Here is a 25,568-nt window from a genome sequence, read left to right on the forward strand (position 1 = left end):
GCTGGCGGGACATTCAGGATCGTGGAGGTGGTCATGGCCGGCGCGGCGCAGGTGCTGTTCCCCAAGTTGCGGAAGCCCGATGAGAAGGAAGCGTTGCGCTTCGGCGAGAAGGCGCTGACCTACCGGGAGCTGGCGGCGGTGGCCGCCGGGATCGCGGAGCGCGTCGGGACGGCGAAGCGGATCGCGGTCTGGGCGACGGCGTCGCCGGAGACCTGCGCGGCGGTCATCGGCGGGCTGAGCGCGGGCGTGGCGGTGGTGCCGATCAACCCGAAGGTGGGGGAGCGCGAGCTCGCGCACATCCTCGGCGACAGCCGACCGGAACTGCTGTTCGCACCGCCCGGCTTCCAGCGGCCGGAAGGCCTCGGCGACGTGCCGGTGCACGAGGTCGACCTGGACGTGCGCGGCGGAGAACTGCCGCCGGAAGCGGACGAGGACGACCCCGCGCTGATCGTCTACACCTCGGGCACCACCGGGCCGCCGAAGGGCGTCGTGCTGCCGCGCCGCGCGATCCGCGCCAACCTCGACGCGCTGGCGGAGGCCTGGGAGTGGACCGAGCGCGACGTGCTGGTGCACGCCTTGCCGCTGTTCCACGTGCACGGCCTGATCCTCGGCACGCTCGGCCCGGTCCGGCTGGGCGGCACCGTCCACCACCTGGGCAAGTTCTCGTCCGCCGCCGTGGCGGAGGAGCTCGCCGGGCCCGCGACGATGATGTTCGGCGTGCCGACCATGTACCACCGGCTGGCCGAGGACGCCGAGCTCGACCCGCAGATCGGGCGGTCGGTCGGCAAGGCCCGGCTGCTGGTCTCCGGTTCCGCGGCGCTGCCGGCGGTGGAGCACGAGCGCATCGAGCGGCTGACCGGCCAGCGGGTCGTGGAGCGCTACGGCATGAGCGAGACGATCATGAACTGCGGCGTGCGGGCGGACGGCGACCGGCGGCCCGGCTACGTGGGGCGCCCGTTCGCCGGGGTCGAGCTGAAGCTCGTCGACGAGCAGGGCGGCGAGATCACCGCCAGCGACGACGAGACCGTCGGCGAGATCCTGGTGCGCGGCTCGAACCTGTTCAGCGGCTACCTGAACCGGCCGGACGCCACCGAGGCGGCGTTCGCCGACGGCTGGTTCCGCACCGGCGACGTGGCCACCCGCGCGCCGGACGGCTACATCCGGATCGTCGGCCGCAAGGCCACCGACATCATCAAGAGCGGCGGCTACAAGATCGGCGCGGGCGAGATCGAGAACTGCCTGCTGGAGCACCCGGCGGTCGCCGAGGTCGCGGTCACCGGCGAGCCCGACGCCGACCTGGGCGAGCGGATCATCGCCTGGATCGTGCGCGCGCCCGGTCAGGAGCCCGCCGAGCAGGAGCTGGTCGACCACGTGGCCCGCCTGCTCACCCCGCACAAGCGGCCGCGCGAGGTGCGGTTCCTGGACGCGTTGCCGCGCAACGAGATGGGCAAGGTGCAGAAGAAGGCGCTGCAGCATGGCTGAGCACACCGCTGCTCGCGCGATCGTCGAGTCGGTCAGCCGGGGGTTCGAGGAGTTCGAGCCCCCGGCCGGGCCGCCGGCCGCGGACGGCCCGCTGGGCTGGCCCGGCTACGACGAGCAGCGCGCCCGCGCGACCGCGCGGACCGGCTCGGAGGAGTCGGTCCTGTGCGGTCGCGGCTGGGTAGGGCAGCGGCAGGCGGTGCTCATCGCCTTCGACTTCGCCTACCTCGGTGGCTCGGTCGGGGAAGCGGCCGGGGCGCGCATCGTCGCGGCGTTCGAGCAGGCCCGGGAGCTGCGGCTGCCGGTGATCTCGCTGGTGGCCTCCGGCGGCAGCCGGATGCAGGAGGGGATCTGCGCCCTGCGCCAGCTGCAGGAGATCGCGCGGGCCTGCCTGCTGACCCGCCAGGACCGGATCCCGCACATCGCGGTGCTGCGCGATCCGACCACCGGCGGCATGTGGGTGGCGCTGGCGGCCGCGGCCGACGTCGTGCTGGCCTCGCCCGGCGCGGCGGTCGCCTTCGGCGGCAGCCGGGTGCGCGACGCGTCCGAAACCGGCGAGGCGTTCCACGCCGAGGGCAAGCTGGCCGATGGACAGGTGGACCAGGTCGTCGACGACGCGGAACTGCCCGCTGCGCTGGCGGACCTGGTGTCGCTGCTGCACCCGCAGCGCTTGGTGCGGCCTCCGGAACCGGCCCCGGTCCCGGCGTCGCTGGCAGGCGGCGAGCCGCCCGCCACGGGCTGGGAAGCCGTGCGGCGGGCGCGCTCGGCGGACCGGCCGCGCGCCGGGGCGTACCTGGATGCCTACTTCACCCGGCGCTTCGAGATCAGCGGCGACCGCGCCGGCGGCCGGGACGACGGGATGATCTGCGGCTTCGGCGACCACGACGGGCGCACGGTCGCGTTCGCCGCCCAGACGGGCACCGCGAACACCCCGGCCGGGTTCCGCACCGCGGCCCGGCTGATCCGGCTCGCCGACCAGCTCGGCGTCCCGGTGCTGACGCTGGTGGACACCCCGGGCGCGGCCAACGACGCGACGGCCGAGCACGGCGGTATCGGGCCGGCGATCGCGGAGGTGTTCGCCGCGGTCGCCGACGCCCGGGTGCCGGTGACCACGCTGGTCATCGGGGAGGGCGGTTCGGGCGGTGCGCTGGCGCTGGCCGCGCCGGAGCGGACCTGGATCACCTCGGACGCCTACTTCGCGGTCATCGCGCCCGAATCCAGCGCGGCCATCCTCAAGCGCGACCCGGCGGAGGCGCCGGACCTGGCCGACCACCTGCGGCTGCGCCCCCAGGACTTGCTGGACCTGGGCTTCGTCCAGGGCATCGCGCGGTGATGTCCACCGCGAACTCGCGGTGGACATCACCGCGACTCCGGCGGCCATGGGGCTTCCACGGTGCAGGCGGCGGCCGCATTTCACGCAGGGGGCCGCTACCCGCACCGCCACGCAGAACGAGTCCGGAAACGGCCCTCACATGTGGGTGCCGCCGTCGATGCGCAGTTCGGTGCCGGTGACGAACGCACCGTCGTCGGAGGCCAGCATCGCCACCACGCCCGCGACCGTCTCCGGCCCCGCCATGCCCTGCCCGATGGCGGGCATGAGCTTCGCGAATAGGCTCATGTCGGCGTCCTCCGGCAGGCCCGGGCCGCGGCCGGTCGTCATGCCGCTGCTGATCGAGCCGGGCGCCACGGCGACCGCGCGCAGGCCCTGCTTGGCGTACTCGCCGGCCAGCGCGTGGGTGAACGACTGGATGCCGCCCTTGGAGGCCGCGTAGGCCGCCATGTAGGGGTGCGTGAAGCTCGCCGAGGTCGAGCTGAAGTTGACCACGACACCGCGCCCGGACTCCAGCAGCGCGGGCAGGGCCTCGCGGGTCATCAGGAACGTGCCGGTCAGGTTGACCGCCAGGATCGTGTTCCAGAACTCCAGCGTGGTCTCGTGCGTGTGCGCCGACCGCAGGATGCCCGCCGCGTTCACCAGCACGTCGAGCCCGCCGAGCGTTGCCACGGCGTCGGCCACGCCCGCGCGCACGGAGCTCTCGTCGGCGACGTCCACCACGGCGGTGGTCAGCCGCTCGGCGGTGCCGTTCTCGGCGGCGGTGGCGGCGGTGGCCGCCAGGCCCTGCTCGCTGCGGTCGAACCCGACGACCCGGCCGCCCTCGGCGAGGATCCGGTGCACCGTGGCCTGCCCGATGCCCGAACCGGCCCCGGTGATCAGGATGCGACGTCCTTCGAAGCGCTCCATGGGAGTTCCCTCTCTCTTGCACGAACTCGACACATCGTGTCTATGTGGCACAACATGCCACATCGCCACCTTATTCCTAAACTGGGGGAGTGAACCTCACCGAACGCCGCAAGGCCGCCACCCAGCTGGAAATCGCCCGCATCGCCGCCGCGCTGTTCGCCGAGCGCGGCTCCGACGGCACGACGGCTGAGGTCATCGCGGAGCGCGCCGGGGTGAGCCTTCGCACCTTCTACCGCTACTTCCGCACCAAGCAGGACTCCGTCGCGCCGTTGCTGGCGTTCGGCGCCCGGCGCTGGCAGGACCTGCTGGCGGCCACGCCGCGTGACATTCCGCTGCCGGATGCGCTGGAACGGGCCGCCGAACGCGCCTTGGCCGTCCGCGACGAGGAGGACGTCGAGTCCTTCGGGTGGACGCGGGGCCTGCTGCGCGCGGCCGCCGGCGATCCCGCGCTGCTGGCGGTGTGGGCGAGGGTCAACCAGGAGTCGGAGCAGCAGCTCGTGCCGCTGCTCGCCGAGCGCGCCTCCGATGATCTGCAGATCCGCCTGCTTGCCGCGGCGGCCACGGCCGCGATCCGGGTGGCAGTCGAGGCGTGGGCGGTGAGCGACGCCCCTGCGGACGGCGCGGGGTCGGCGGCGGAGCTCGCCGTCCGCTGCATGCGCGAGCTCACCGCGGGTCTCGGCCGCTAGTTCAGCCGGGGTAGGAGGCCGCGGCAATCGTGGCGCGGCGGATTGCGCTCGGTGATCAATGCCACCTCGATGGAGGGAAGATCCGGACACGTCCGTGTTCTAAACTCAGGCTCGCCTGACGAAGGTTAGGCTTGCCTGAGTTGACAGAAGGGCGCGATGAACCGGACGGGGATCGGCGGCAAGGTCGCCATCGTGACAGGCGCGGGCCAGGGCATCGGGGCGGCGGTGACCACCGCGCTCGCCGAGCTCGGCGCCACGGTCGCGGCCGTGGACCGAAACGGCGAGCAGGCCGAAGCCGTGGCCGCCGAGCTGACCGGACGCGGCCACGCGGTCCACGCCTACCGCGCCGACGTCGCGGACGCCGCGGCCGTCAACGATGTCGTGGACCGGGTCGAGCGCACGCACGGCCCCATCGACGTCCTCGCCAACGTCGCGGGCGTCCTGCAGGTCGGCACCGTGCAGGAGCTCACCGACGAGGATTGGCACCGCACCTTCGCGGTCAACACCACCGGGGTGTTCAACCTGTCCCGCGCGGTGTCCAGGCACATGATCGGCCGGCGGCGCGGCGCCATCGTCACGGTCAGCTCGAACGCCGCAGGCGTGCCCCGGCACGGGATGTCCGCCTACGCCGCCTCCAAGGCCGCGGCGACGCTGTTCACCAAGTCGCTCGGGCTGGAACTCGCCGAGCACGGCATCCGGTGCAACGTCGTCGCGCCCGGCTCCACCGACACCGAGATGCAGCGCGGGATGTGGGCCGACGAGCGCGGCGCTGAGCGAGTCATCGCCGGCTCCCCGGAGACGTTCAAGGCGGGCATCCCGCTGCGCAAGCTCGCCACCCCGCAAGACATCGCCGACGCAGTCGTCTTCCTGGCCTCCGACCAGGCCGGGCACATCACGATGCACGACCTGTACGTCGACGGCGGCGCGACGCTGCGCGCCTGACCACGCCTGCCGCACACCCGGAAAGGTTGCCATGACCACGATGGACAGCGAAACCGACAGCATCGGCCTCGTCGCGGACGACGAGGCGACCCGATTGCTGGCGGCGTACGAGGCAGGCTCGTCGTTCCTCTTCTCCGCGCCGCGCGGCGTGCTCTTGGCCCGCGGCGTGTCCGCGATCGTCCCCAAGACCCAGTGCGCGCGCGAGGAACTGCCCCGGCGGGTGACCGATTTCCTCAACAGCGCAACGGAATTCGGCCGCCGCAATCCGATGGTGGTGGGTGCGGTGCCGTTCGGCGAGAGCCTCCCCGCGCACCTGGTGCTGCCCGACGAAGTGGTCCGGGCCACGCCGTTGAACGTCGTGGTGCCGCAGCCGCCGCACAACGGCGCGCCGGACTGCGCCGTCCGCCCGGTGCCCGCGCCCGCCGAGTACGAGCGCGGCGTCAGCCGGGTGCTGCGGCGGCTGGAAGACGGCGAGCTGAGCAAGGTCGTCCTCGCGCGTTCCCTGGAGCTGACCGCCGCCGAGTCGATCGACGTCCGCGGCGTGCTGCGCAACCTCGCGCTCGCGGACCCGGCCAGCTACACCTTCGCGGTGGATCTGCCGCGGCACGGCGAGGACGGCACCCGCGACAGCTTCGGCGCGCCGCCGCCGCTGCGGCGCACCTTCCTCGGCGCCAGCCCGGAACTGCTGGTCTCCCGCCGCGGCATGCGGGTCCGGTCGAACCCGATGGCCGGTTCGCGGCCGCGCAGCACCGACCCGGTCGAGGACCGGCGCCGCGCCGCCGAACTGTCCACTTCGGACAAGGATCAACGCGAGCACGCCGCCGTCGTCGACGCGGTCGTGCAGGCGTTGCGCCCGTTCTGCCGCGACCTGCAGGTCCCCGCGCCGTCGGTGATCAGCACCGCCGCCATGTGGCACCTGGCCACCGAGATCACCGGCGAGCTCCGCGACCCGGCCACCTCCTCGCTGGAACTGGCCGACGCGCTGCACCCCACGCCCGCGGTCTGCGGCACCCCGTTGCAGCGCGCCCGCGACGTCATCGCCGAGACCGAACCGTTCGAGCGCGGCTACTACGCGGGCATGGTCGGCTGGTGCGACGCCGCCGGCGACGGCGAATGGGTGGTCGCCATCCGCTGCGCCGACATCGAGGACGATTCGATGCGGTTGTACGCGGGCGCGGGCATCGTCGCGGGTTCCGACCCGGCCGACGAACTCGCCGAGACGTCCGCGAAGTTCCGCACCGCACTGTCCGCGATGGGCCTGGACCAGGCCGTCTGAGGGGGAGAACATGACCGCATCGCTACCCGGCTGCCCCACCTGGCCGGCGGAGTTCGCGCAGCGCTACCGGGCCGCGGGCTACTGGCGCGGCTACACCTTCGGGCAGCTGCTGCGCGAACGCGCCGCCGAACACCCCGACCGCACCGCCGTCGTCGACGGCGACCGCCGCGTCTCCTACCGGGACCTCGACGTCCGAGCCGACCGGCTCGCGGCCGGGCTCCGCGAGCTCGGCGTCGGAGCGGGCGACCGGGTCGTGGTGCAGCTGCCGAACATCGCCGAGTTCTTCGACGTGTGCTTCGCGCTGTTCCGGCTCGGCGCGATCCCGGTGTTCGCGCTGCCCTCGCACCGGCTGACCGAGATCTCCTACTTCTGCGAGTTCAGCGAGGCCACCGCCTACATCACCGTCGACGTCGAGGCCGGGTTCGACCACCGGGAGCTGGCGGCCGAGGTCGTCGCGAAGGTCCCCAGCCTGCAGGTGCTGATCGCGGGTGAGCCCGGAGCCCGGGGTGCGGAGTGTCCCCGCAACGGCTTTCGCGCGCTGTCCGATGTGGACGCCGAACCCGCGGAGCTCGCGGGCCCGGAGCCCGGCGACATCGCCTTCCTGCAGCTCTCCGGCGGCAGCACCGGCGTGCCGAAGCTGATCCCGCGCACCCACGACGACTACATCTACTCCTTCCGCGCCAGCAACGAGATCTGCGGCGTCACCGCCGGCACGGTCTACCTCGGGGCGCTGCCGATCGCGCACAACTTCCCGATGAGCTCGCCCGGCACCTTCGGCGTGCTGCACGCCGGCGGCACCGTCGTGCTGGCCCGGCGGCCAAGCCCGGACGAGGTGTTCCCGCTGATCGAGCGCGAGCGCGTCACGCTCCTCGCGGCCGTGCCGCCGCTGGCGCTGGTGTGGCTGGACGCCGCCGCGAACACCGAGCACGACCTGTCCAGCCTGGAAGTGCTGCAGGTGGGCGGCGCCAAGTGCAGCGAAGAGGTCGCGCGGCGGGTGCGGCCGGTGCTCGGCGCCACCCTGCAGCAGGTGTTCGGCATGGCCGAGGGCCTGGTCAACTACACCCGCCTCGACGACCCCGAAGACGTCGTCCTCGGCACGCAGGGCCGCCCGATCTCGCCGGACGACGAGGTCCTCGTCGTCGACGACGAGGACAACCCGGTGGCACCGGGCGAAACCGGGCACCTGCTCACCCGGGGGCCTTACACCATCCGCGGCTACTACCGGGCCGAGGAGCACAACGCCCGGGCGTTCACCGCGGACGGCTTCTACCGCACCGGCGACGTCGTCCGGCTCACGCCGGCGGGCAACATCGTCGTCGAAGGCCGCGCGAAGGACCAGATCAACCGCGGCGGCGAGAAGATCGCCGCCGAGGAGGTGGAGAACCACCTGCTGGCACACCCGGCGGTGCACGACGCCGCGGTGGTGTCGATGCCCGACGACTACCTCGGCGAGCGCAGCTGCGCGTTCGTCGTGCCGCGCGGCACCCCGCCGAAGGCGCGGGAGCTGATCAAGTTCGTGCGCGAGCGCGGCCTGGCCGCGTACAAGGTGCCGGACCGGGTCGAGTTCGTCGAGCAGTTCCCGCAGACCGGGGTCGGCAAGGTCAGCAAGCGCGACCTGCGGGAGGCGATCTCCCGCGAGCTGGTCCCGGAGCTGCGGAACCGGACGTGAGCCGAGCGCCCGCAAGAGCGCCCGCAAACCACGACAGACAGGGAGGACCGGTGGCACTTCCGGCCATCGCACCGTACCGCGTGCCGCAGCAGGACGAGCTGCCCGAGAACCGGGTGGCCTGGCGTCCCGAACCGGATCGCGCGGTGCTGCTGATCCACGACATGGAACGGCACTTCGTCAACGCCTATCCGCGCAACAGCGAACCGCTCGACCAGGTGGTGCCGAACATCCGCATGCTGCGCGAGCGCGCCCGCGCGGCCGGCGTGCCGGTGGTGTACTGCGCGCAGCCCGGCGGCCAGACGCCGGAACAGCGCGGGCTGCAGCTGGAGTGGTGGGGCCCGGGTGTCGCCGATCCGACGCAGGAGGCGATCATCGACGAGCTGGCGCCCGGCGCGGGGGACGTGCAGCTGACCAAGTGGCGCTACAGCGCGTTCCAGCGCACCGAGCTCCGCGAGCTGCTGCGGGACTGGAACCGCGACCAGCTGATCATCACCGGCATCTACGCGCACATCGGCTGCCTGATGACGGCGGCCGAGGCCTTCCAGCAGGACGTCCAGGCGTTCCTGGCCGCCGACGCGGTCGCGGACTTCTCGCTGGCGGAGCACCGGATGGCGCTGGACTACGCCGCCAAGCGCTGCGCGGTGGTGGACACTTCGCGGGGGCTGGCGCGATCGCTGGTGCTGCACGAGTCCGAAGTGGCCTGACGAGTTTTCGGGGAGAACGTGGGAATGTCGCAGAAGTTGACGCTGGCAGACGTGCGGGCGCAGGTCGCCGAGCTGCTGTACGAGGACCCGGCGGAGCTCACCGACGAGGAGAACCTCATCGACTGGGGCCTGGACTCGGTGCGGATCATGACGCTGGTGGAGAACTGGCGCCGCCTCGGCGTTCAGATCACCTTCGCCGACCTCGCCGAACGACCGACCCTGGCGGAGTGGTGGGCGGTCCTGGAACCCAAGCTCCCGGCAGGCGAGTGACGCATCCCGGGGACGGGTGCGAAATCGCGCCCATCCCCGGGTGGACGTCGCCGCCTTTCAGTCCTGCCAGGGGACCTGGGGGGAGCGGTAGTAGTCGATTCCGGACGCCGTCATTCGCGGGCCGTGGGTGGCCAGGCGCTGGCGGAAGGACTCCCAGTCATGGGTGGACGCGGGCGACCAGCCGAGTTCGGCGATGGCCGGCAGTCGTGGGAAGGCCATGAACTCGATGTGATCGGAGTTCTCCAGGGTCTCCGACCACAGCGGGGCCTCCACGCCGAGGATGGACTCCTCGGGCACGCCCTTGAGGTAGCTGCCCGGATCCCAGCCGTAGGCGTCTGCGACCTCGATGTAGCCGGCCCAGTGCAGGCCCAGCTCGGTGTTCTCGTCGTACTTGTGGTCCAGATAGGACAGATTCGCCGGCGACGCCAGGATCTTGTTGCCGCGGGCGACCGCCTCGTCGAGCAGGGGATCGGTGTCGGTGGTGCCCCAGTACTGCAGCACCGCGTCGCCCTCGGGCGCGCCCTTGCCGTACTCGTGCCAGCCCAGCGCGGTCTTGCCGTACTTGGCGGGCAACGGGATCACCCGCTCGAAGAACTGCTTGTAGTCCTCGTCGGTGGTCGAGTGCGCCTCGTCGCCGCCGATGTGCAGGTACGGGCCGGGGGTGATCGCCGCGAGCTCGCGGATGACGTCCTCGACGAACCGGTAGGTGATGTCCTTGTCCACGCAGAGCGAGCTGAAGCCCACCTCGATGCCGGTGTACAGCGGCGGCGCGACGCCGTCGCAGTTGAGCTCGGCGTAGGAGGCCAGCGCGGCATTGGTGTGCCCGGGCATGTCGATCTCGGGCACGACGGTGATGTGCCGGGACGCCGCGTACTCGACGATCTCCGCGTAGTCCTCCTGCGTGTAGTAGCCGCCCGGGCCGCCGCCGACCTCGGTGCTGCCGCCGTGCTCGGTCAGCCGCGGCCAGCTGTTGATCTGGATCCGCCAGCCCTGGTCGTCGGTCAGGTGCAGGTGCAGCCAGTTGATCTTGTAGCGGGCGACCTGGTCGATGTAGAGCTTGACCTGCTCCACGGTGAAGAAGTGCCGGGCGACGTCGAGCATCGTGGCCCGGTGGTCGAACCTCGGCTTGTCGACGATCTCGCCGCCGGGCACGGTCCACGGCCCGGACTGCTCGGTCGGGCTCTCGATCGCGGCGGGCAGCAGCTGCCGGAGCGTCTGCACGCCGTTGAACAGGCCTTCGGGGCTGCTCGCGTGGAGGCCGATGCCGTCGTCGGCCACCTGCAGGCGGTACCCGGCCGGGCCGAGCTCGGGGGATCCGTCCAGCGCCAGCGAGATCCCGCCGGAGCCCTCGTTGACCGGGACCGGGAATCCGGTGGCGGGGCGCAGGATCCCGGCCAGGTACTCGCCGACCTCGGCGGCGTCGCCGGCGGCCTCGATCGAGGTCTGCTCGGTGAGTTCGTAGATGGTGCCGGGGGCGGGCCGCACCGACTCGGGTGCGGGGATGATGTTCTCCATCGCGGTGTTCTCCTCGGCCGGTGCGCCGCCGGCGGGCGCTACGAGCCCACCGGTGAGCAGCGCACCCGCCACGACGGCGAGCGCTGCGTTGCGCACCGTCGGTAGGGGCGGTCTGGTCATGTGCCTCGCTCCATGATCGGGGACGGCCCCATAAAGGTATAGACCATATTTGGAAGCGGCAGCCTCCAACTGGGCGTATCGGGCATGTCGAACGGTCGCCCGCCTCAACGAGCCCGGGTGAGCACCGCACCGATGGACGCCGCGGTGACGCAACCGAGCGCGACTACCTGGGACGGGGTCAGCAGCTCGACCAGCAGCAGCAGGCCCGCCGCGGCGCCGGCCGCTGGCTCCAGGCTCTGCAGCACGCCGACGACCCTGGGCGGAATCCGGCGCAGCGCGGCCATTTCCAGCGAATAGGGCACGACCGCCGACAGCACGGCGATCCCCAGCCCGGCCAGCAGAACGGCAGGGGAGAGCAAGGCCGTCCCGGACTCGGCGATGCCGAACGGCAGCGCGATGACGGCGGCGCACGCGACGGCCAGCGCCAGCGGCGAGCCGTCGCTGCTGAGCCCGCCGGCGCGATGGCTCAGCAGGAGGTAGCAACCCATGCCGGCCGCCGACACCAGGGCGAGAGCGACGCCGATGGCCGGTAGCGGAGCGCCGATCGGGCCGCAGAACAGGAAAACACCCACCGCCGCCAGCGCGGCCCACAGCACGTCGCGCGGCCGCCGGGAGCCCAGGAGCGCTACCGAGAGCGGACCGAGCAGCTGAAGCGTGCTGGCAACTCCCACCGGGAGATGTGCCAGCGCGAGGTAGACGACGTTCATCGCCGCGATCGCCGCGCCGAACGCGATGATCAGCCTCCGCGAACGCCAACCCGGCGGGATCCGCGGGCGCCACAGGACCAGCAGCACCGCGGCCGCCAGCGACAGTCGCAACGCCGCGACGCCGAGCGGCCCTGCGGCGGAGAACAGCTGCTTCCCGAAGGCCTGCCCGAACTGAACGCTGACCACAGCTCCCAGCACGAACAGGAACGGAGATGCGCCGGTAGCGGAGCGCTGCGGCGGGGTCGAAGTCTTCACGGCTGAAGCCTGGGGCTCACCGCCCGTTCAGGTCCATCTCGCATTTCTACCGTGCATTGTGAAGAATCACCTACATGATCGACCTGCGTCGGCTCCAAGTCCTCCGGGTGCTCCGGGAGGAGGGCACGGTGACCGCGACCGCGCGGGCGCTCTACCTGACGCCCTCGGCCGTCTCGCAACAACTCCGGCTGCTGTCCCGCGAGATCGGTGCCGAGCTGCTGCAGCCCGAAGGCCGACGGGTCCGGCTCACGCCCGCCGCGCACATCGTCCTGGAGCACGCCGACGCGATCGCGGCCGAATGGGAGCAGGCCCGCGCCGACCTGGCCGCGCATTCCGGCGGCGCGGTCGGACAGGTCCGGGTGGGCGGCTTCGCGACCAGCTTCGGCTCGCTGCTGGCGCCCGCCGCCGCCCGGCTCCGCGACTCCCACCCGCGACTGGAGGTGCGGCTGCGGGAGACCGACATCGACGACAGCCTGCGGCTGCTGCTGGCCGAGGAGGCCGACATCGCGATCCTGCCCGTCCCGGGCACCCCGCCGCTGGACGATCCGCGGTTCGACCAGCGACTGCTGCTCGACGACCCGCAGGACCTGGTCGTGCCCGCGGCGCACGGGTTCGCCGAGCGCGGCTCCGTGCGGTTGGCCGAGACCGCGCACGAGACCTGGATCGCGCCGCACCACGACCAGTTCCAGCTGATCGAGGTCGCGTGCGCGGCGGCCGGCTTCGCCCCGCGGGTGGCGCACGAGGCGGCGGAGTGGAACTCGGTGCTGACCCTGGTGTCGCACGGGCTCGGCATCTGCCTGCTGCCCAGGCTCGCCACCGTCTCGCCGGACCACCACGTGGTGCGAATCCCGTTGCGGGACAAGCCGGTGCCGTCGCGCAGCGTCCTCACCTGCGTGCGCCGGGGCAGCCGCGCGCAACCCGCGATCGCCGCCGTCCTCCAAGCGCTGGAAGAGGTCGCGCGGAACCGGCAGAGCGGGTGAGGCGTCGCGCCTACCCCTCGCCGCGCAGCGCGGGCCGCAGCTTGTCCAGCACCGCCGGGTCCTCGATGGTGGAGGGCACCCTGGTGTCGCCGGTGTCGGCGATCTCGCGCATCGACTTCCGCAGGATCTTCCCCGAACGCGTCTTGGGCAGCCCGTCCACCACCGACACGTCGCGGAACGCCGCCACCGGCCCGATCTGCGCCCGCACCGCCGCGACCAGCTCGTCCCGCAGCGCCTCCTCGGAGATGTCCACACCGGACTTCAGCACCACGAACCCGCGCGGCACCTGGCCCTTCAGCGAATCGCGCACGCCGATCACCGCGCACTCGGCGACCGCCGGGTGCGCCGCGAGCACCGCCTCCATCGAGCCGGTCGACAGCCGGTGCCCGGCGACGTTGATCACATCGTCGGTGCGGCCCATCACGAACACGTAGCCGTCGGCGTCGACGTAGCCGTTGTCGCCGGTGAGGTAGTAGCCGGGGTAGCGCGACAGGTACGACTCGCGGAACCGCTCGTCGTCGCCCCACAGCGTCGGCAGCGTGCCCGGCGGCAGCGGCAGCTTCAGGCAGATCGCGCCGTCGGTCTCCGGCGGCAGCGGGTTCCCGGCCTGGTCCAGCACCGCCACGTCGTAGCCGGGCACCGGCACGGTCGGCGAACCCGGCTTGACCGGCATCGGCTCCAGCCCGCGCAGGTTCGCGCAGATCGGCCAGCCCGTCTCGGTCTGCCACCAGTGGTCGATCACCGGCACCCCGAGCTTCTCCGACGCCCAGTGGTAGGTCTCCGGGTCCAGCCGCTCACCGGCCAGGAACAGCGCCCGCAGGCTCGAGATGTCGTGGCCGGCCAGCAGCTCGGCGTTCGGGTCCACCCGCTTGATCGCCCGGAACGCGGTCGGCGCGGTGAACAGCGCCTTGGCCCGGTGCTCGGCGATGACCCGCCAGAACGCACCCGCATCCGGCGTGCCCACCGGCTTGCCCTCGTAGACCACGGTGGTCGCCCCGGTCAGCAGCGGCGCGTAGACGATGTAGGAGTGGCCGACCACCCAGCCGACGTCCGAGGCGGTCCAGAAGACGTCGCCCGGCCCGATGTCGTAGATGTTGGCCATCGACCAGCGCAGCGCGACCGCGTGCCCGCCGTTGTCGCGCACCACGCCCTTCGGCCGCCCGGTGGTGCCCGAGGTGTAGAGGACGTACAGCGGATCGGTGGCCTTCACCGGCACGCAGTCGGCCGGTTCGGCCTGCGCCAGCGCATCGTGCCAGTCCACGTCGCGCGGCCCGAGTTCCGCGCGGGCCTGCTCGCGCTGGAACACGATCACCCGCTTCGGCTGGTGCTCGGTCGCCCGCAGCGCCTCGTCGACGATCGGCTTGTACTCGACGATCCGGTTCGGCTCCAGGCCGCACGACGCGGCGACGATCACCGTCGGCCGGGCGTCGTCGATGCGCGCCGCCAGCTCCTTCGGCGCGAAGCCGCCGAAGACCACCGAATGCACCGCGCCGATGCGCGCGCAGGCCAGCATCGCGACGATGGCCTCGGAGATCATCGGCATGTAGATCACGACCCGGTCGCCCGGCTCGGCGCCCTGCGCCCGCAACGCCCCGGCGAACAGCGCCACCCGGTCCAGCAGCTCCCGGTACGTCCAGCGGCGCACCTCGCCGGTCATCGCCGAATCCCAGATCAGCGCCGGCTGGTCGCCGCGCCCGTCGCGGACGTGCCGGTCCAGCGCGTTGAAGCAGGTGTTGAGCTCGCCGTCGGGGAACCACCGGAAGAACGGGTCCGCGGTGGCGTCCAGGGCCCGCGACGGTGCCCGCTCCCACTCGATCGCCGCCGCCGCGTCGAGCCAGAAGCCCTCCGGATCGGCCGAACTCCGCCGGTAGGCCTCGGCATAGGCACCCATGACCACGTTCCTCCTGCATCCGCCCCGATGTCGCCTGTCGTCCTACCGCACAACTCGGCGTAACGCCAGGGTCACCGGTAGCGATGCGCGAAACGCTTTTGTCACAGCCGAAACACGGCCGATCGGACGAACGGCCGCGCGGACTTCGGCCGCGCTGAGCGCCGCCGGGAATCCCGGGTGCAACTCGGCGACACAACGTGTCCGTTTGGCGCTGGGCGGGTAGATCGGCGCGACAGAGCGTGCTCGTCCGAACACAATCAAGCCGAAGTCGATGATCGGGCTAACACCACGGCGCATAGCGCCGACAACCGAATCGGAGGTGCTACAACGATGAGCACGGAACCGGCCTTGTCCGCACAGGCATCCGCCGCCCAGACCGCCGCTGCCACCCGGGTCGAACCCGGCTGCGGCCCCGCGGCCACCGAACTGCCCACCGCGCCGTGCAGCGTGGTGTGGAGCGGTGGCCATTCCTACGTCCTCGAAGGCTCCACCGGGGCCCGCTGGGCGGGCGTCGACGACCGCGGCAGGGCCCGGTTCCTCACCGATGCGGACCTCCGCCGCCGCGGCTGGAGCCGCACCAGGGCGTAGCCGCACCCGGTGGCCGACGGCTCCCGCCGTGGAGCAGCCCGATCGACCGGCTTCGCGGGAGCCCGGCCGCCAAGTGTGTTGTGCGAGGAATGTGAGACCCTGATCTGGTCGGGATGCACAAGTTGCGTCCGAAGCGGGGGCAGGACGCACAACCATTCAGGGGAGGCTCGTGGTGCAGGATGCTGAGCGCACCACGGAAGACACCACGAGCGAGGATCGCGGGATGAATCCCGATCCGGCGGGGCAGGGCCCCGCGGCGGAGCGCCCCGATCCGGGCATGGCCCGGATACGGGAGGCCGCCGCCGGCGTGTGGGCCGATCCATGGTGGACACTTCCGAACCTGCTCAGCGTGATCCGGCTGGCCGGCGTTGCGGTGTTCCTCTGGCTGCTGCTGGGCCCGAAGGCCGACCTGCTCGCCTTGCTGGTGCTGGTGATCAGCGGCATCACGGACTGGCTCGACGGCAAGCTCGCCCGCTGGCTCAACCAGTACAGCCGCATCGGCGAGCTCCTCGACCCGGCCGCCGACCGCCTCTACATAGTCGCGACCCTGGTGGCCTTCGTGCTGCGCGACGTGGTGCCCTGGTGGGTCGCCGCCGCGCTGGTCATCCGCGACGTGGTGCTGACGCTCTGCCTGCCGGTGCTGCGCTGGCACGGCTACGAACCGCCGGACGTGCACTACCTCGGCAAGGCCGCGACGTTCTGCCTGATGTACGCGTTCCCCCTGTTGCTGCTGGTGCAGGAGGACTTCCCGCTGTCCGAAGTGGTCCGACCGATCGCCTACGCCTTCACGTGCTGGGGCGGCGCGCTCTACCTGTGGGCCGGCATCCTCTACCTCGGCCAGGTGATGGCGGCGGTCCGCCAGGCCCGCGCCAGACCGGCCTGAGCGCCGTCCGGACGTCCCGCGCGAAGGGCGCCGCCCGCCGAGCCCGATCGGCGGGCGGCGCCCTTTCGCGTCGCGCGCTGGAGGGTCGCCTTGCGGCCTGCGCCGCGTGGTGAATACGCTCGCCGAGCCGATCACGCGAACCTCCGTGACCGGTGATCCACAGCACCAGCGGAGCAGGGAGGCGGGACCACGTGGCGGCCCCGGACGAGATCAAGTACACCGAAGAGCACGAGTGGATTCAGCGCACGGCTGACGACAAGGTGCGCATCGGTATCACCGACTACGCCCAGCAGCAGCTCGGCGACGTGGTGTTCGTGCAGCTGCCGGACCTCGGCCAGCAGGTCACCGCCGGCGAGTCGATGGGCGAGGTGGAGTCGACCAAGAGCGTCTCGGAGATCTACGCGCCGATCACCGGCGAGGTGGTGGCCCGCAACGAGCAGCTGGAGGACGAGCCGGAGCTGGTCAATTCGGCCCCGCTGGACGACGGCTGGATGGTCGAGCTCAAGCTCGCCGACCCGGCCCAGCTGGACGGCCTGCTCGACGCCGCGGCGTACCAGAAGCTGACCGAATCCTGATCCGACCAGGCAAGATCGTCGGTCTGTCAGGGGCCGGGAGGAAGATGTCGGGAGTCCCGCGTCCCGTGTCTGTACCTGCACGGTACGTTGGGCACATACTTGGCACGATCTATCCGCGTAGAGGAGAGCTCAGGTGAGCCAATTCCCCGGCCACGGCGACGTTCCGCCGGAGCAGTCACCGGAGACCACCTCGGTCTTCAGGCCCTTCCTCTCGGAGCCGGAGAGCACCGAGAGTGCGTCCCCGGAGCCCGCCGCCGCATCCGGGGTCGATGCGCTGCCCGCAGGGTCCGCCCTGCTGGTGGTCAAGCGCGGCCCCAACGCGGGATCGCGATTCCTGCTGGACCGGGAGACCACCAGCGCGGGACGGCACCCGGACAGCGACATCTTCCTCGATGACGTCACGGTTTCCCGCCGGCACGCCGAGTTCCGGCGCGAGGGCAACGACTTCGTGGTCGTCGACGTCGGCAGCCTCAACGGCACCTACGTCAACCGGGAGCCGGTCGACACCTCGGTGCTGGCCAACGGCGACGAGGTGCAGATCGGGAAGTTCCGGCTGGTGTTCCTGACCGGCCCGATCGATGGGGGCCCGGGCGCCCGCTGAGGGGCCCTTGGACCGACTAGTCCATTCGCCAGCGGGGCGGCGCCGAAGCGGCGTCGCCCCGCTGGCGCGTGAAGGTAGTGCGCAGCCGAGATCGACTGACTTCCCGCGCGGGGAATTTCCCGCCGTCGCAACCGGTTTCCACGTTGTAGCGGCCGCCTTTCGACCGGTCCGGCGGACGGGTCGGCGGTGTATCGTGCTGGTAATGCTCGATGAAGAGCTCAGCCAGCGGTTCGGACCAGATGCACCGGCAGGAAGGCCGCGGATTCGGTGGTCGACCAGACCGCTAAAGGGATGGGCGTGTCCGCCGCAACGCGGGTAGCGTCGGAGGCGTCGGTGCGCGATCCTCGACGGGGATGTCACGCTTCGGCGCGCTGGAGGAGGCGATGTGACGATGAGCAGCGAGATGCGCGTCGTCGGCGTGCGAGTTGAACTACCAGCAAACCAGCCGATTCTGCTGTTGCGCGAGGCGCACGGCGAGCGTTACCTGCCGATCTGGATCGGCTCGGTCGAGGCGACCGCCATCGCGCTGGAGCAGCAGGGTGTGCGGCCGCAGAGACCCCTTACCCACGACCTGTTGAAGGACGTCATCGGCGCCCTCGGGCGCGACCTGGAACAGGTGCGGATCACCGACCTGCAGGACGGCACCTTCTTCGCCGAGCTGGTGTTCGACGGGGATGTGCGGGTCTCCGCGCGGCCGAGCGACTCGGTGGCGCTGGCGCTGCGCATCGGGGTGCCCATCCACGCCGACGAATCGGTGCTGGACGAGGCGGGGCTGATCATCCCGGACGAGCAGGAGGACGAGGTGGAGAAGTTCCGCGAGTTCCTGGACTCCGTCTCCCCGGAGGACTTCCGCGGCGCCGACACCTGAGCCCGCCGATCGACCGACGACACAGCCTGGCCCCCGTCTGCGCGAGCAGGCGGGGGCCGGGTCGTCCGGGTGCCCCGCGCGTCGCGTTGACCTCCCCGCGGGGCAGGCCTACCGTCGAACTTACGCGAATTGCCCCGGTGTGATTCGGCCGCTGGGGGGTGTTCGCGGCCTCGGACCGCGATGGTCCGGGAGCTGGTGATCGTCGTCGGCTTCGTGCCGGACGAGGGGAGGCAGGCGTGGTCGAGGAAGCGTCCAACCGGGATGCTGCCGTGGAGCAGGGCGAGCTGTTCCCCGACGCCTCGCTGCCGGACGAACTGGTCGGCTACCGGGGTCCGGCCGCCTGCCAGATCGCCGGCATCACCTACCGCCAGTTGGACTACTGGGCGCGCACCAAGCTGGTCGGCCCGTCCATCCGCGGCGCCGCCGGCTCCGGCTCGCAGCGGCTGTACTCGTTCAAGGACATCCTGGTGCTCAAGGTGGTCAAGCGACTGCTGGACACCGGGGTGTCGCTGCACAACATCCGGGTCGCGGTGGAACACCTGCGCAACCGGGGCGTGCAGGACCTGGCCAGGCTGACGCTGTTCAGCGACGGGACGACGGTCTACGAGTGCACCTCTGCCGAGGAGGTGGTCGACCTGTTGCAGGGTGGCCAAGGAGTGTTCGGCATCGCCGTCAGCGGTGCGATGCGCGAGATCAGCGGCACGATCCACGACTTCCCGGCGGAACGGGCCGACGGCGCGGAGCTGGTCCCGATGGACGACGAGCTGTCCCGTCGGCGGCGCGACCGGCAGGCCGAGACCGGCTGAGCCGACCGGCCCCGACCGGGTGGTGTGTGGCCGGTGACATCGCTGGTCCGCTCGGACCCCCTGATCGGGTAAGCTGCGGCACATCGCCGACCCCGTGCGGGAGAGTCCGGCCCGGCCTAGGCCGCGGTCGGCGCCGAAGGAGCAACCCTCCCCGCCAACCTCTCAGGCCACCTGGACCGCACGGGCGAGATACCTCTGGAAAGAGGGTGCACCACGGCCGTGGTGCACCCCGCCGACGGTGCAAGCCCGGTTCCCGGGTGAAGCTCTCAGGCGTTCGCTTCGCGGACAGTGACAGAGGGGGAGAGCAGGGCAGTTCCGGCTGCCTGCCGCCCTTTGCCGCCGCGACGATTGAGGTTTGGCGATGACCGACGTGACCCACGACCGCATTCCCCTGGCCGCCCTGGAGCACGGCACGCCGTTCGCCGACCGGCACGTCGGCCCGATGCCGGCCGAACTCGCGCGCATGCTCGACGTGATCGGCGTCGGCTCGCTGGAGGAGCTGGGGCAGAACGCCGTGCCGGACACGATCCGGGAAGGCGACCTGCAGCTGGCGCTGCCGGAGCCGGCCACCGAGTCCGAGGCGCTGGCCGAGCTGCGCGAGCTGGCGCGCCGCTGTCGCCCGCACACCGAGATGATCGGGCTCGGCTACTACGGCACGGTCACGCCGCCGGTGATCCTGCGCAACGTGCTGGAGAGCCCCGCCTGGTACACGGCCTACACGCCGTACCAGCCGGAGATCTCGCAGGGCCGGCTCGAAGCGCTGCTGAACTTCCAGACGATGGTGGCCGACCTGGCCGGGGTGCCGGTGGCCAACGCGTCGATGCTCGACGAGTCCACCGCCGCGGCCGAGGGCATGACGCTGGTGCGCCGCGCGGGCCGGTCGAAGTCGCCGCGGTTCGTGGTGGACGCCGACACGCTGCCGCAGACCATCGCGGTGATCGAGACCCGCGCGGAGCCGCTGGGCATCGAGGTCGTCGTCGCCGACCTCGCCGCGGGCGCGCAGGCGCTGCCGGACGGCGAGTTCTTCGGCGTGCTGCTGTCCTACCCGGGCGCTTCCGGCGCGGTGCGGGACCACGAGGAGATCATCGCGGAGGTCCACCGGCGCGGCGCGAAGGTCGTCGTCGCGGCCGACCTGCTGGCGCTGACGCTGCTGCGCTCGCCCGGCGAGATCGGCGCGGACGTGGTGGTCGGCAGCACCCAGCGGTTCGGCGTGCCGATGGGCTTCGGCGGCCCGCACGCCGGGTTCATGGCCGTGGCCAAGGGCTTCGAACGGCAGCTGCCGGGGCGGTTGGTCGGCGTGAGCGTCGACGCCGACGGCAACCAGGCCTACCGGCTGGCGCTGCAGACCCGCGAACAGCACATCCGCCGTGAGAAGGCCACCAGCAACATCTGCACCGCGCAGGTGCTGCTGGCCGTCGTGGCTTCGATGTACGCGGTCTACCACGGCCCGGCCGGGCTGCGGTCGATCGCGACCCGCGCGCACCGGATGGCGGCGGTGCTCGCCGAGCAGCTGCGCCGCGGTGGCGTCGAGGTGCTGCACCAGGAGTTCTTCGACACGATCTTCGTGAAGGTGCCGGGCAAGGCCGACGACGTCGTCGCCAGGGCCCGCCGGGGCGGCATCAACCTCCGCCGCGTGGACGCCGACCACGTCGGCATCAGCTGCGACGAGACCACCACGCGGGCGCACCTGGCGACGGTGTGGCAGGCCTTCGGCGTCACCGGCGGTGACGTCGACGAGCTCGACATCGAGACGCCGGACGCGCTGCCCGCGGCGCTGGAGCGCACCTCGGAGTACCTGACCCACCCGGTGTTCCACACCCACCGCTCCGAGACCTCGCTGCTGCGCTACCTCCGGCGGCTGTCGGACAAGGACATCGCGCTGGACCGCAGCATGATCCCGCTGGGCTCGTGCACGATGAAGCTCAACGCGACGGCCGAGATGGAGCCGATCACCTGGCCCGAGTTCGGTTCGCTGCACCCGTTCGCGCCCGCGCAGGACGCCGAGGGGCTGCTGTCGATCGTCAAGGACCTGGAGACCTGGCTGGCCGAGGTCACCGGCTACGACGCGGTGAGCCTGCAGCCCAACGCCGGCAGCCAGGGCGAGTTCGCCGGCCTGCTGGCGATCCGCGCCTACCACCGCAGCCGTGGTGACGAGGACCGGGACCTGTGCCTGATCCCGGCGAGCGCGCACGGCACCAACGCCGCCAGCGCCGTGATGGCCGGGATGCGGGTGATCGTGGTCCGCTGCGACGACGCCGGCAACATCGAGCTCGACCACCTGCGCGAGCTGGTCACCGAGCACGCCGACGACCTCGCCGCGATCATGATCACCTACCCGTCCACGCACGGCGTGTACGAGGACACCGTGCGCGAGGTGTGCGGGCTGGTGCACGACGCGGGCGGCCAGGTCTACGTCGACGGCGCGAACCTCAACGCCCTGATCGGCCTCGCGCGGATGGGCAAGTTCGGCTCCGACGTCTCGCACCTGAACCTGCACAAGACGTTCTGCATCCCGCACGGCGGTGGCGGCCCGGGCGTCGGCCCGATCGGCGTGCGCGAGCACCTGGCGCCGTTCCTGCCCAACCACCCGCTGCAGCCCGCCGCCGGGCCGGCGACCGGCGTCGGCCCGATCAGCGCCGCCCCGTGGGGCAGCGCCTCGATCCTGCCGATCTCCTGGGCGTACGTGCGGATGATGGGCGCCGACGGCCTGCGCCGGGCGACGCTGACCGCGGTCGCGGCCGCCAACTACGTCGCCCGCCGCCTCAACAACTACTTCCCGGTGCTCTACACCGGCAAGGGCGGCTTCGTCGCGCACGAGTGCATCCTCGACCTGCGGCAGATCAGCAAGACCAGCGGCATCACCGTCGACGACGTCGCCAAGCGGCTGGCGGACTACGGCATCCACGCGCCGACGATGTCGTTCCCGGTGGCCGGGACGCTGATGGTCGAGCCGACGGAGAGCGAGAACCTGGCGGAGCTGGACCGGTTCTGCGAGGCGATGATCGCGATCCGGGCGGAGATCGACAAGGTCGTCGCCGGGCAGTGGCCGGCCGACGACAACCCGTTGGTGGGTGCCCCGCACACGGCGGCGTCGCTGGCCAAGGACTGGGACCACGCCTACTCCCGCGAGGAGGCGGCCTACCCGCTGGGCACCGACGTGACGAAGGTCTGGCCCCCGGTGCGCCGCATCGATGGCGCGCGCGGCGACCGCAACCTCGTCTGCTCCTGCCCGCCCCTGGACGCCTACCAGGCGTGATCCGTCCACGACGCCCTCGGACCGCTGTTGCGGCCGGGGGCGTCGTGGTGTCCGGGGCCGGTGACACGCCGGGGGCGGTTCGGTTTGCGTCGGGGCGGCGGCTGATGACACGGTGGCCCCTTCAAACCGACCGGCTCGGAGAAGGGGTTGAGCACAATGCTCACCATCAGTGAGAGCGCCGCAGAGGTCATCAAGCTCGTCCTCGTCGGCGGCGACTCTCCGGAAGGTTCCGGCCTGCGCATTGCGCCGGCGGGCGAAGGACTGCAGGCGTCGATCGCCGCCGAACCGCAGTCGGGCGACGAGGTGGTCGAGGTATCCGGCGTGCGGGTGTTCCTCGAACCGCAGGTCGCCGCGCTGCTCGGCGACAAGGTGCTGGACGCCGAGCGGGACTCCAACGGCGAACTGGCGCTGGCAGTCCGAGACTGACCGAACGGACTCGAACCGTCGTCCTGGGCGTTATGCCCGGGACGACGGTTTTTTCTCACCGGACTGCGATCTAGGCCTCCTGCCAGCTACTGGTGATTGCGGTATTGCGGCAACTACTCTCGATGCGCAGCTGTTCCGGTCAGGAGGGAGCGCGTCGTGCCGACCACCACGCTCGCCATGCACATGAGCGACGGGTTGCTCAACGCGCAGACGGCGGTGCTGTTCGCGGCCGTGGCGATAGCCGGGCTGGCGGTCGCGCTGACCAAGGCGCGGGCCGACCTGGACGACCGGACGGCGCCGATGGCGGGGTTGGTCGCCGCGTTCGTCTTCGCCGCGCAGATGATCAACTTCCCGGTGCTGCCCGGCGTCAGCGGGCACCTGCTCGGCGGGGCGCTGGCGGCGATCCTGGCCGGGCCGTGGGTCGGCGCGCTATGCGTGGCGATCGTGCTGGTGGTGCAGGCGCTGCTGTTCGCCGACGGCGGGCTGACCATGCTGGGCGCGAACATCACCAACATGGCGCTGATCGGCACCGCCGCCGGCTACCTCGTCGCCCTCGCATTGCGCCGCTTCGCGCGGCGGAGCCGGGCCGGTCTGCTGGTGACCGCCTTCGTCGCGGCCTGGGTGAACACCGTCGCCGCCTCCGGCGGCTTCATCCTCGAATACGCGGTCGGCGGCGCGGCCGGTTTCGGCCTCGGCACGGCCGCGGTCGCGATGGTCGGGGTGCACTGCCTGATCGGCATCGGCGAGGGCGTGATCACGGCGGCCACGGTGGGTGCCGTCGCGGCCGCCCGACCGGACCTGGTCCACCTGCTGCGGACCGCGAAGCAGACGGAGGAGAAGGTGCGATGAGCGCCCCACGTCGGCGTTTCCTGCTGGTCTTCGGCCTGTTCATCCTCGTCATCGCGGGTGGCGTGGCCTACTTCGCGGACTCCGATCCCGACGGGCTGGACGCGGTCACGCAGCGCGGCTGCACCGTGGTCGAGACCGAGCAGGGCGAGCAGCTGGAAGGGCAGTGCATCGCGCAGCACGCCCAGGACCACGCGTTCTCCGGCGGCCCGCTGGCGGACTACACCGTCGGCGGGGATGACCGCTGGACCGGGGTGGCCGGGGTGATCGGCGCGGTGGTCACGCTCGGCGCCGCCGGCGGGTTGTTCTGGGGCCTGCGGCGCCGGACCGGGGGCGAATAGCGGTGGGAGCCGGTCACGCCGGCGCGCTGCACCTGCCCGGCGACTCGGTCCTGCACCGGTCGGCGCCCGAGGTCAAGATCGTGGCGGCCTTCCTGGTGGTGCTGTGCGTGGTGGCGACGCCGCGCGAGGTGTTCTGGGCGTTCGGCGGGTACGCGCTGCTGCTGTTCGGGCTCGTGCTGGTGGCCAGGGTTCCGCTGCGCTGGCTGGCCGGCCGCCTGCTGATCGAGGTGCCGTTCGTGGTGCTCGCGCTGGTGCTGCCGTTCACCGCGGGCGGTGCGACCACCGAGGTGGCGGGCCTGGCGCTGTCCACCGGTGGCCTGCTGGCGGGCTGGAACATCCTGGTCAAGGGCACGCTCGGGCTGGCCACGTCGGTGCTGCTGGCCGCCACGACCGCGCCGCGCGAGCTGGTGGTCGGGTTGCAGCGGCTGCGGGCGCCCCGGCTGCTGATCACCATCATCACGCTGATGCTGCGCTACGCCGAGGTGATCGTCGCCGAGGCCAAGCGGATGCGGGTCGCGCGCATCTGCCGCGGGCACGATCCGCGGTTCCTGTGGCAGCTCGGCGCGACCGCGCGCGGGATCGGGAGCCTGTTCATCCGCTCCTACGAGCGGGGCGAACGCGTGCACCTGGCGATGGTGTCGCGTGGCTGGAGCGGCGCGATGCCCGAGCTGGGGGAATCGCGCCGGACATCACCGGCGATGTGGTGGCTGGGCATGGCGCCACCGGTCGTCGCCGCCGTCGTGCTGGGAGTGGCCTTGTGGACCGCCTGACCGAACCCCTGCCGGAGCGCACCACCGAGCCGGCGGCCGTCCCGGCGCTGGAGGTGGCCGGGCTGGCGTTCCGGTACCCGGACGGGCACCGCGCGCTCAGCGGCGTCGACCTGCGCGTCGAGCGCGGGGAGCGGGTCGCGGTGCTCGGCCCCAACGGGGCGGGCAAGACCACCATGACGCTGCACCTCAACGGGGTGCACACGGCCGAGTCGGGGAGCATCCACGTCGGCGGGCTGCCCGTGGATTCGCGGAACCTCAAGGAGATCCGCCGTCGCGTCGGGCTGGTGTTCCAGGATCCCGACGACCAGCTGTTCATGCCGACGGTGCGCGAGGACGTCGCGTTCGGCCCGGCGAACTTCGGCGTGCGCGGCGAGGAACTGGCCGAGCGCGTGCGGTCGGCGCTCGACGCGGTGGGCATGGCCGAGCACGCGGACCGCTCGCCGCTGCACCTCTCCGGCGGCCAGCGCAAGCGGGTCGCGCTGGCCGCGGTGCTCGCCTGCCGTCCCGAGCTGCTGGTGCTGGACGAACCGTCGTCGAACCTCGAACCGGTGGCCCGGCGCGAACTCGCCGAGGTGCTGCTGGACTGGGGCGGCACGATGCTCATGGTCACCCACGACCTGCCGTACGCGCTGCAGCTGTGCCCGCGCAGCGTGCTGATCGACGACGGAGCGGTGGTCGCCGACGGCCCCACCGCGGAACTGCTGTCCGACGCGGAGCTGCTGGCCGCGCACCGCCTCGAACTTCCCTACGGATTCCGGGTTCCCTGAGCCGATCCCCGCCTTCGGACGTCTTGACCCCACCTGTTCGCGAGGTGAGGGTGAGCGGGTCTGTCGCAGCGTGGCGAGGAGGCACCGATGGTTTCGGTGGAAACCGTT

General features: G+C 71.8%; 25 protein-coding genes and 1 riboswitch. Of the genes, 21 read left to right on the forward strand and 4 right to left on the reverse strand.

All coding sequences use genetic code 11. The features are described 5' to 3' along the window. The first annotated feature begins 33 nt into the window (after positions 1-33). Entirely contained in the window at positions 34-1,482 is a 1,449-nt protein-coding gene (locus ACWEV3_RS13030) for an acyl-CoA synthetase (protein ID WP_452614180.1), read from the forward strand. After that, positions 1,475-2,812, forward strand: coding sequence for a carboxyl transferase domain-containing protein (locus ACWEV3_RS13035; RefSeq protein WP_452614036.1), 1,338 nt, complete (start codon positions 1,475-1,477; stop codon positions 2,810-2,812). The genes ACWEV3_RS13030 and ACWEV3_RS13035 overlap by 8 nt, the downstream gene beginning before the upstream one ends. Positions 2,813-2,947: 135 nt before the next feature. Here the strand turns inward: ACWEV3_RS13035 and ACWEV3_RS13040 are convergent, their stop codons facing one another. Then, positions 2,948-3,718: an SDR family NAD(P)-dependent oxidoreductase gene (locus ACWEV3_RS13040; protein WP_452614037.1), complete on the reverse strand. Its 771-nt coding sequence runs from the start codon at positions 3,716-3,718 to the stop codon at positions 2,948-2,950. A gap of 89 nt (positions 3,719-3,807) precedes the next feature. On the opposite strand from ACWEV3_RS13040, the gene ACWEV3_RS13045 reads away from it, so the two are divergent. From ACWEV3_RS13045 to ACWEV3_RS13070, 6 genes are all read left to right on the forward strand, one after another. After that, complete coding sequence (locus tag ACWEV3_RS13045; protein WP_452614038.1) at positions 3,808-4,404, forward strand: TetR family transcriptional regulator; 597 nt, start codon at positions 3,808-3,810, stop codon at positions 4,402-4,404. A gap of 156 nt (positions 4,405-4,560) precedes the next feature. Continuing rightward, positions 4,561-5,346 carry a 2,3-dihydro-2,3-dihydroxybenzoate dehydrogenase gene (locus ACWEV3_RS13050; protein WP_452614039.1) on the forward strand — a complete coding sequence of 262 codons (786 nt, stop codon included), beginning with the start codon at positions 4,561-4,563 and terminating at the stop codon, positions 5,344-5,346. Between the two features lie 31 nt (positions 5,347-5,377). Next, positions 5,378-6,622 carry an isochorismate synthase DhbC gene (dhbC, locus tag ACWEV3_RS13055; protein WP_452614040.1) on the forward strand — a complete coding sequence of 415 codons (1,245 nt, stop codon included), beginning with the start codon at positions 5,378-5,380 and terminating at the stop codon, positions 6,620-6,622. A gap of 10 nt (positions 6,623-6,632) precedes the next feature. Next, a complete protein-coding gene (locus tag ACWEV3_RS13060; protein WP_452614041.1) occupies positions 6,633-8,291 on the forward strand; it encodes a (2,3-dihydroxybenzoyl)adenylate synthase in 1,659 nt (552 codons plus the stop codon). 50 nt (positions 8,292-8,341) lie between these two features. After that, positions 8,342-8,995, forward strand: coding sequence for an isochorismatase family protein (locus tag ACWEV3_RS13065; protein ID WP_452614042.1), 654 nt, complete (start codon positions 8,342-8,344; stop codon positions 8,993-8,995). A 24-nt stretch (positions 8,996-9,019) separates the two neighbouring features. Further along, positions 9,020-9,265, forward strand: coding sequence for a phosphopantetheine-binding protein (locus ACWEV3_RS13070; protein WP_235883503.1), 246 nt, complete (start codon positions 9,020-9,022; stop codon positions 9,263-9,265). A 57-nt stretch (positions 9,266-9,322) separates the two neighbouring features. On the opposite strand, the gene ACWEV3_RS13075 is transcribed toward ACWEV3_RS13070, so the two are convergent. Next, positions 9,323-10,900: a beta-N-acetylhexosaminidase gene (locus ACWEV3_RS13075; RefSeq protein ID WP_452614043.1), complete on the reverse strand. Its 1,578-nt coding sequence runs from the start codon at positions 10,898-10,900 to the stop codon at positions 9,323-9,325. 104 nt (positions 10,901-11,004) lie between these two features. Continuing rightward, positions 11,005-11,862: an EamA family transporter gene (locus tag ACWEV3_RS13080; RefSeq protein WP_452614044.1), complete on the reverse strand. Its 858-nt coding sequence runs from the start codon at positions 11,860-11,862 to the stop codon at positions 11,005-11,007. 74 nt (positions 11,863-11,936) lie between these two features. Between ACWEV3_RS13080 and ACWEV3_RS13085 the strand changes: the two genes are divergently transcribed. Then, the gene (locus ACWEV3_RS13085; protein WP_452614045.1) at positions 11,937-12,842 is read left to right on the forward strand and encodes a LysR family transcriptional regulator; all 906 of its coding nucleotides are present in this window, start codon (positions 11,937-11,939) and stop codon (positions 12,840-12,842) included. A 10-nt stretch (positions 12,843-12,852) separates the two neighbouring features. Here the strand turns inward: ACWEV3_RS13085 and ACWEV3_RS13090 are convergent, their stop codons facing one another. Continuing rightward, on the reverse strand, positions 12,853-14,733 hold the full coding sequence (locus tag ACWEV3_RS13090) for a propionyl-CoA synthetase (protein ID WP_452614046.1): 1,881 nt from the start codon (positions 14,731-14,733) through the stop codon (positions 12,853-12,855). Between the two features lie 330 nt (positions 14,734-15,063). Between ACWEV3_RS13090 and ACWEV3_RS13095 the strand changes: the two genes are divergently transcribed. From ACWEV3_RS13095 to ACWEV3_RS13150, 12 genes are all read left to right on the forward strand, one after another. Next, entirely contained in the window at positions 15,064-15,321 is a 258-nt protein-coding gene (locus ACWEV3_RS13095) for a hypothetical protein (RefSeq protein ID WP_452614047.1), read from the forward strand. 169 nt (positions 15,322-15,490) lie between these two features. After that, positions 15,491-16,204 (forward strand): CDP-alcohol phosphatidyltransferase family protein, encoded by a 714-nt coding sequence (locus tag ACWEV3_RS13100; protein WP_452614048.1) that lies wholly within the window; start codon positions 15,491-15,493, stop codon positions 16,202-16,204. A 191-nt stretch (positions 16,205-16,395) separates the two neighbouring features. Then, positions 16,396-16,779, forward strand: coding sequence for a glycine cleavage system protein GcvH (gcvH, locus tag ACWEV3_RS13105; protein WP_452614049.1), 384 nt, complete (start codon positions 16,396-16,398; stop codon positions 16,777-16,779). Positions 16,780-16,912: 133 nt separating this feature from the next. Beyond that, positions 16,913-17,380, forward strand: coding sequence for a glycogen accumulation regulator GarA (gene garA / locus ACWEV3_RS13110; RefSeq protein WP_101376763.1), 468 nt, complete (start codon positions 16,913-16,915; stop codon positions 17,378-17,380). Between the two features lie 391 nt (positions 17,381-17,771). Beyond that, positions 17,772-18,248, forward strand: a complete 477-nt coding sequence (locus tag ACWEV3_RS13115; RefSeq protein WP_029534961.1) for a bifunctional nuclease family protein — start codon at positions 17,772-17,774, stop codon at positions 18,246-18,248. 236 nt (positions 18,249-18,484) lie between these two features. Further along, positions 18,485-19,054, forward strand: coding sequence for a MerR family transcriptional regulator (locus tag ACWEV3_RS13120; protein WP_132484337.1), 570 nt, complete (start codon positions 18,485-18,487; stop codon positions 19,052-19,054). Between the two features lie 87 nt (positions 19,055-19,141). Next, a riboswitch (glycine riboswitch) is annotated at positions 19,142-19,243 on the forward strand. 172 nt (positions 19,244-19,415) lie between these two features. After that, positions 19,416-22,310 carry an aminomethyl-transferring glycine dehydrogenase gene (gcvP, locus tag ACWEV3_RS13125; RefSeq protein WP_452614050.1) on the forward strand — a complete coding sequence of 965 codons (2,895 nt, stop codon included), beginning with the start codon at positions 19,416-19,418 and terminating at the stop codon, positions 22,308-22,310. A gap of 156 nt (positions 22,311-22,466) precedes the next feature. After that, entirely contained in the window at positions 22,467-22,736 is a 270-nt protein-coding gene (locus ACWEV3_RS13130; protein WP_358568854.1) for a HesB/YadR/YfhF-family protein, read from the forward strand. 177 nt (positions 22,737-22,913) lie between these two features. After that, positions 22,914-23,585 carry an energy-coupling factor ABC transporter permease gene (locus tag ACWEV3_RS13135; protein ID WP_452614181.1) on the forward strand — a complete coding sequence of 224 codons (672 nt, stop codon included), beginning with the start codon at positions 22,914-22,916 and terminating at the stop codon, positions 23,583-23,585. Further along, positions 23,582-23,923, forward strand: coding sequence for a PDGLE domain-containing protein (locus ACWEV3_RS13140; protein WP_452614051.1), 342 nt, complete (start codon positions 23,582-23,584; stop codon positions 23,921-23,923). Before ACWEV3_RS13135 ends, ACWEV3_RS13140 begins: the two co-directional genes overlap by 4 nt. A gap of 2 nt (positions 23,924-23,925) precedes the next feature. Beyond that, positions 23,926-24,693 (forward strand): cobalt ECF transporter T component CbiQ, encoded by a 768-nt coding sequence (gene cbiQ / locus ACWEV3_RS13145; RefSeq protein ID WP_452614052.1) that lies wholly within the window; start codon positions 23,926-23,928, stop codon positions 24,691-24,693. Then, a complete protein-coding gene (locus ACWEV3_RS13150; RefSeq protein WP_452614053.1) occupies positions 24,681-25,460 on the forward strand; it encodes an energy-coupling factor ABC transporter ATP-binding protein in 780 nt (259 codons plus the stop codon). The genes cbiQ and ACWEV3_RS13150 overlap by 13 nt, the downstream gene beginning before the upstream one ends. The last annotated feature ends 108 nt before the right edge of the window (positions 25,461-25,568 follow it).

Source organism: Saccharopolyspora sp. NPDC003752 (assembly GCF_053605825.1).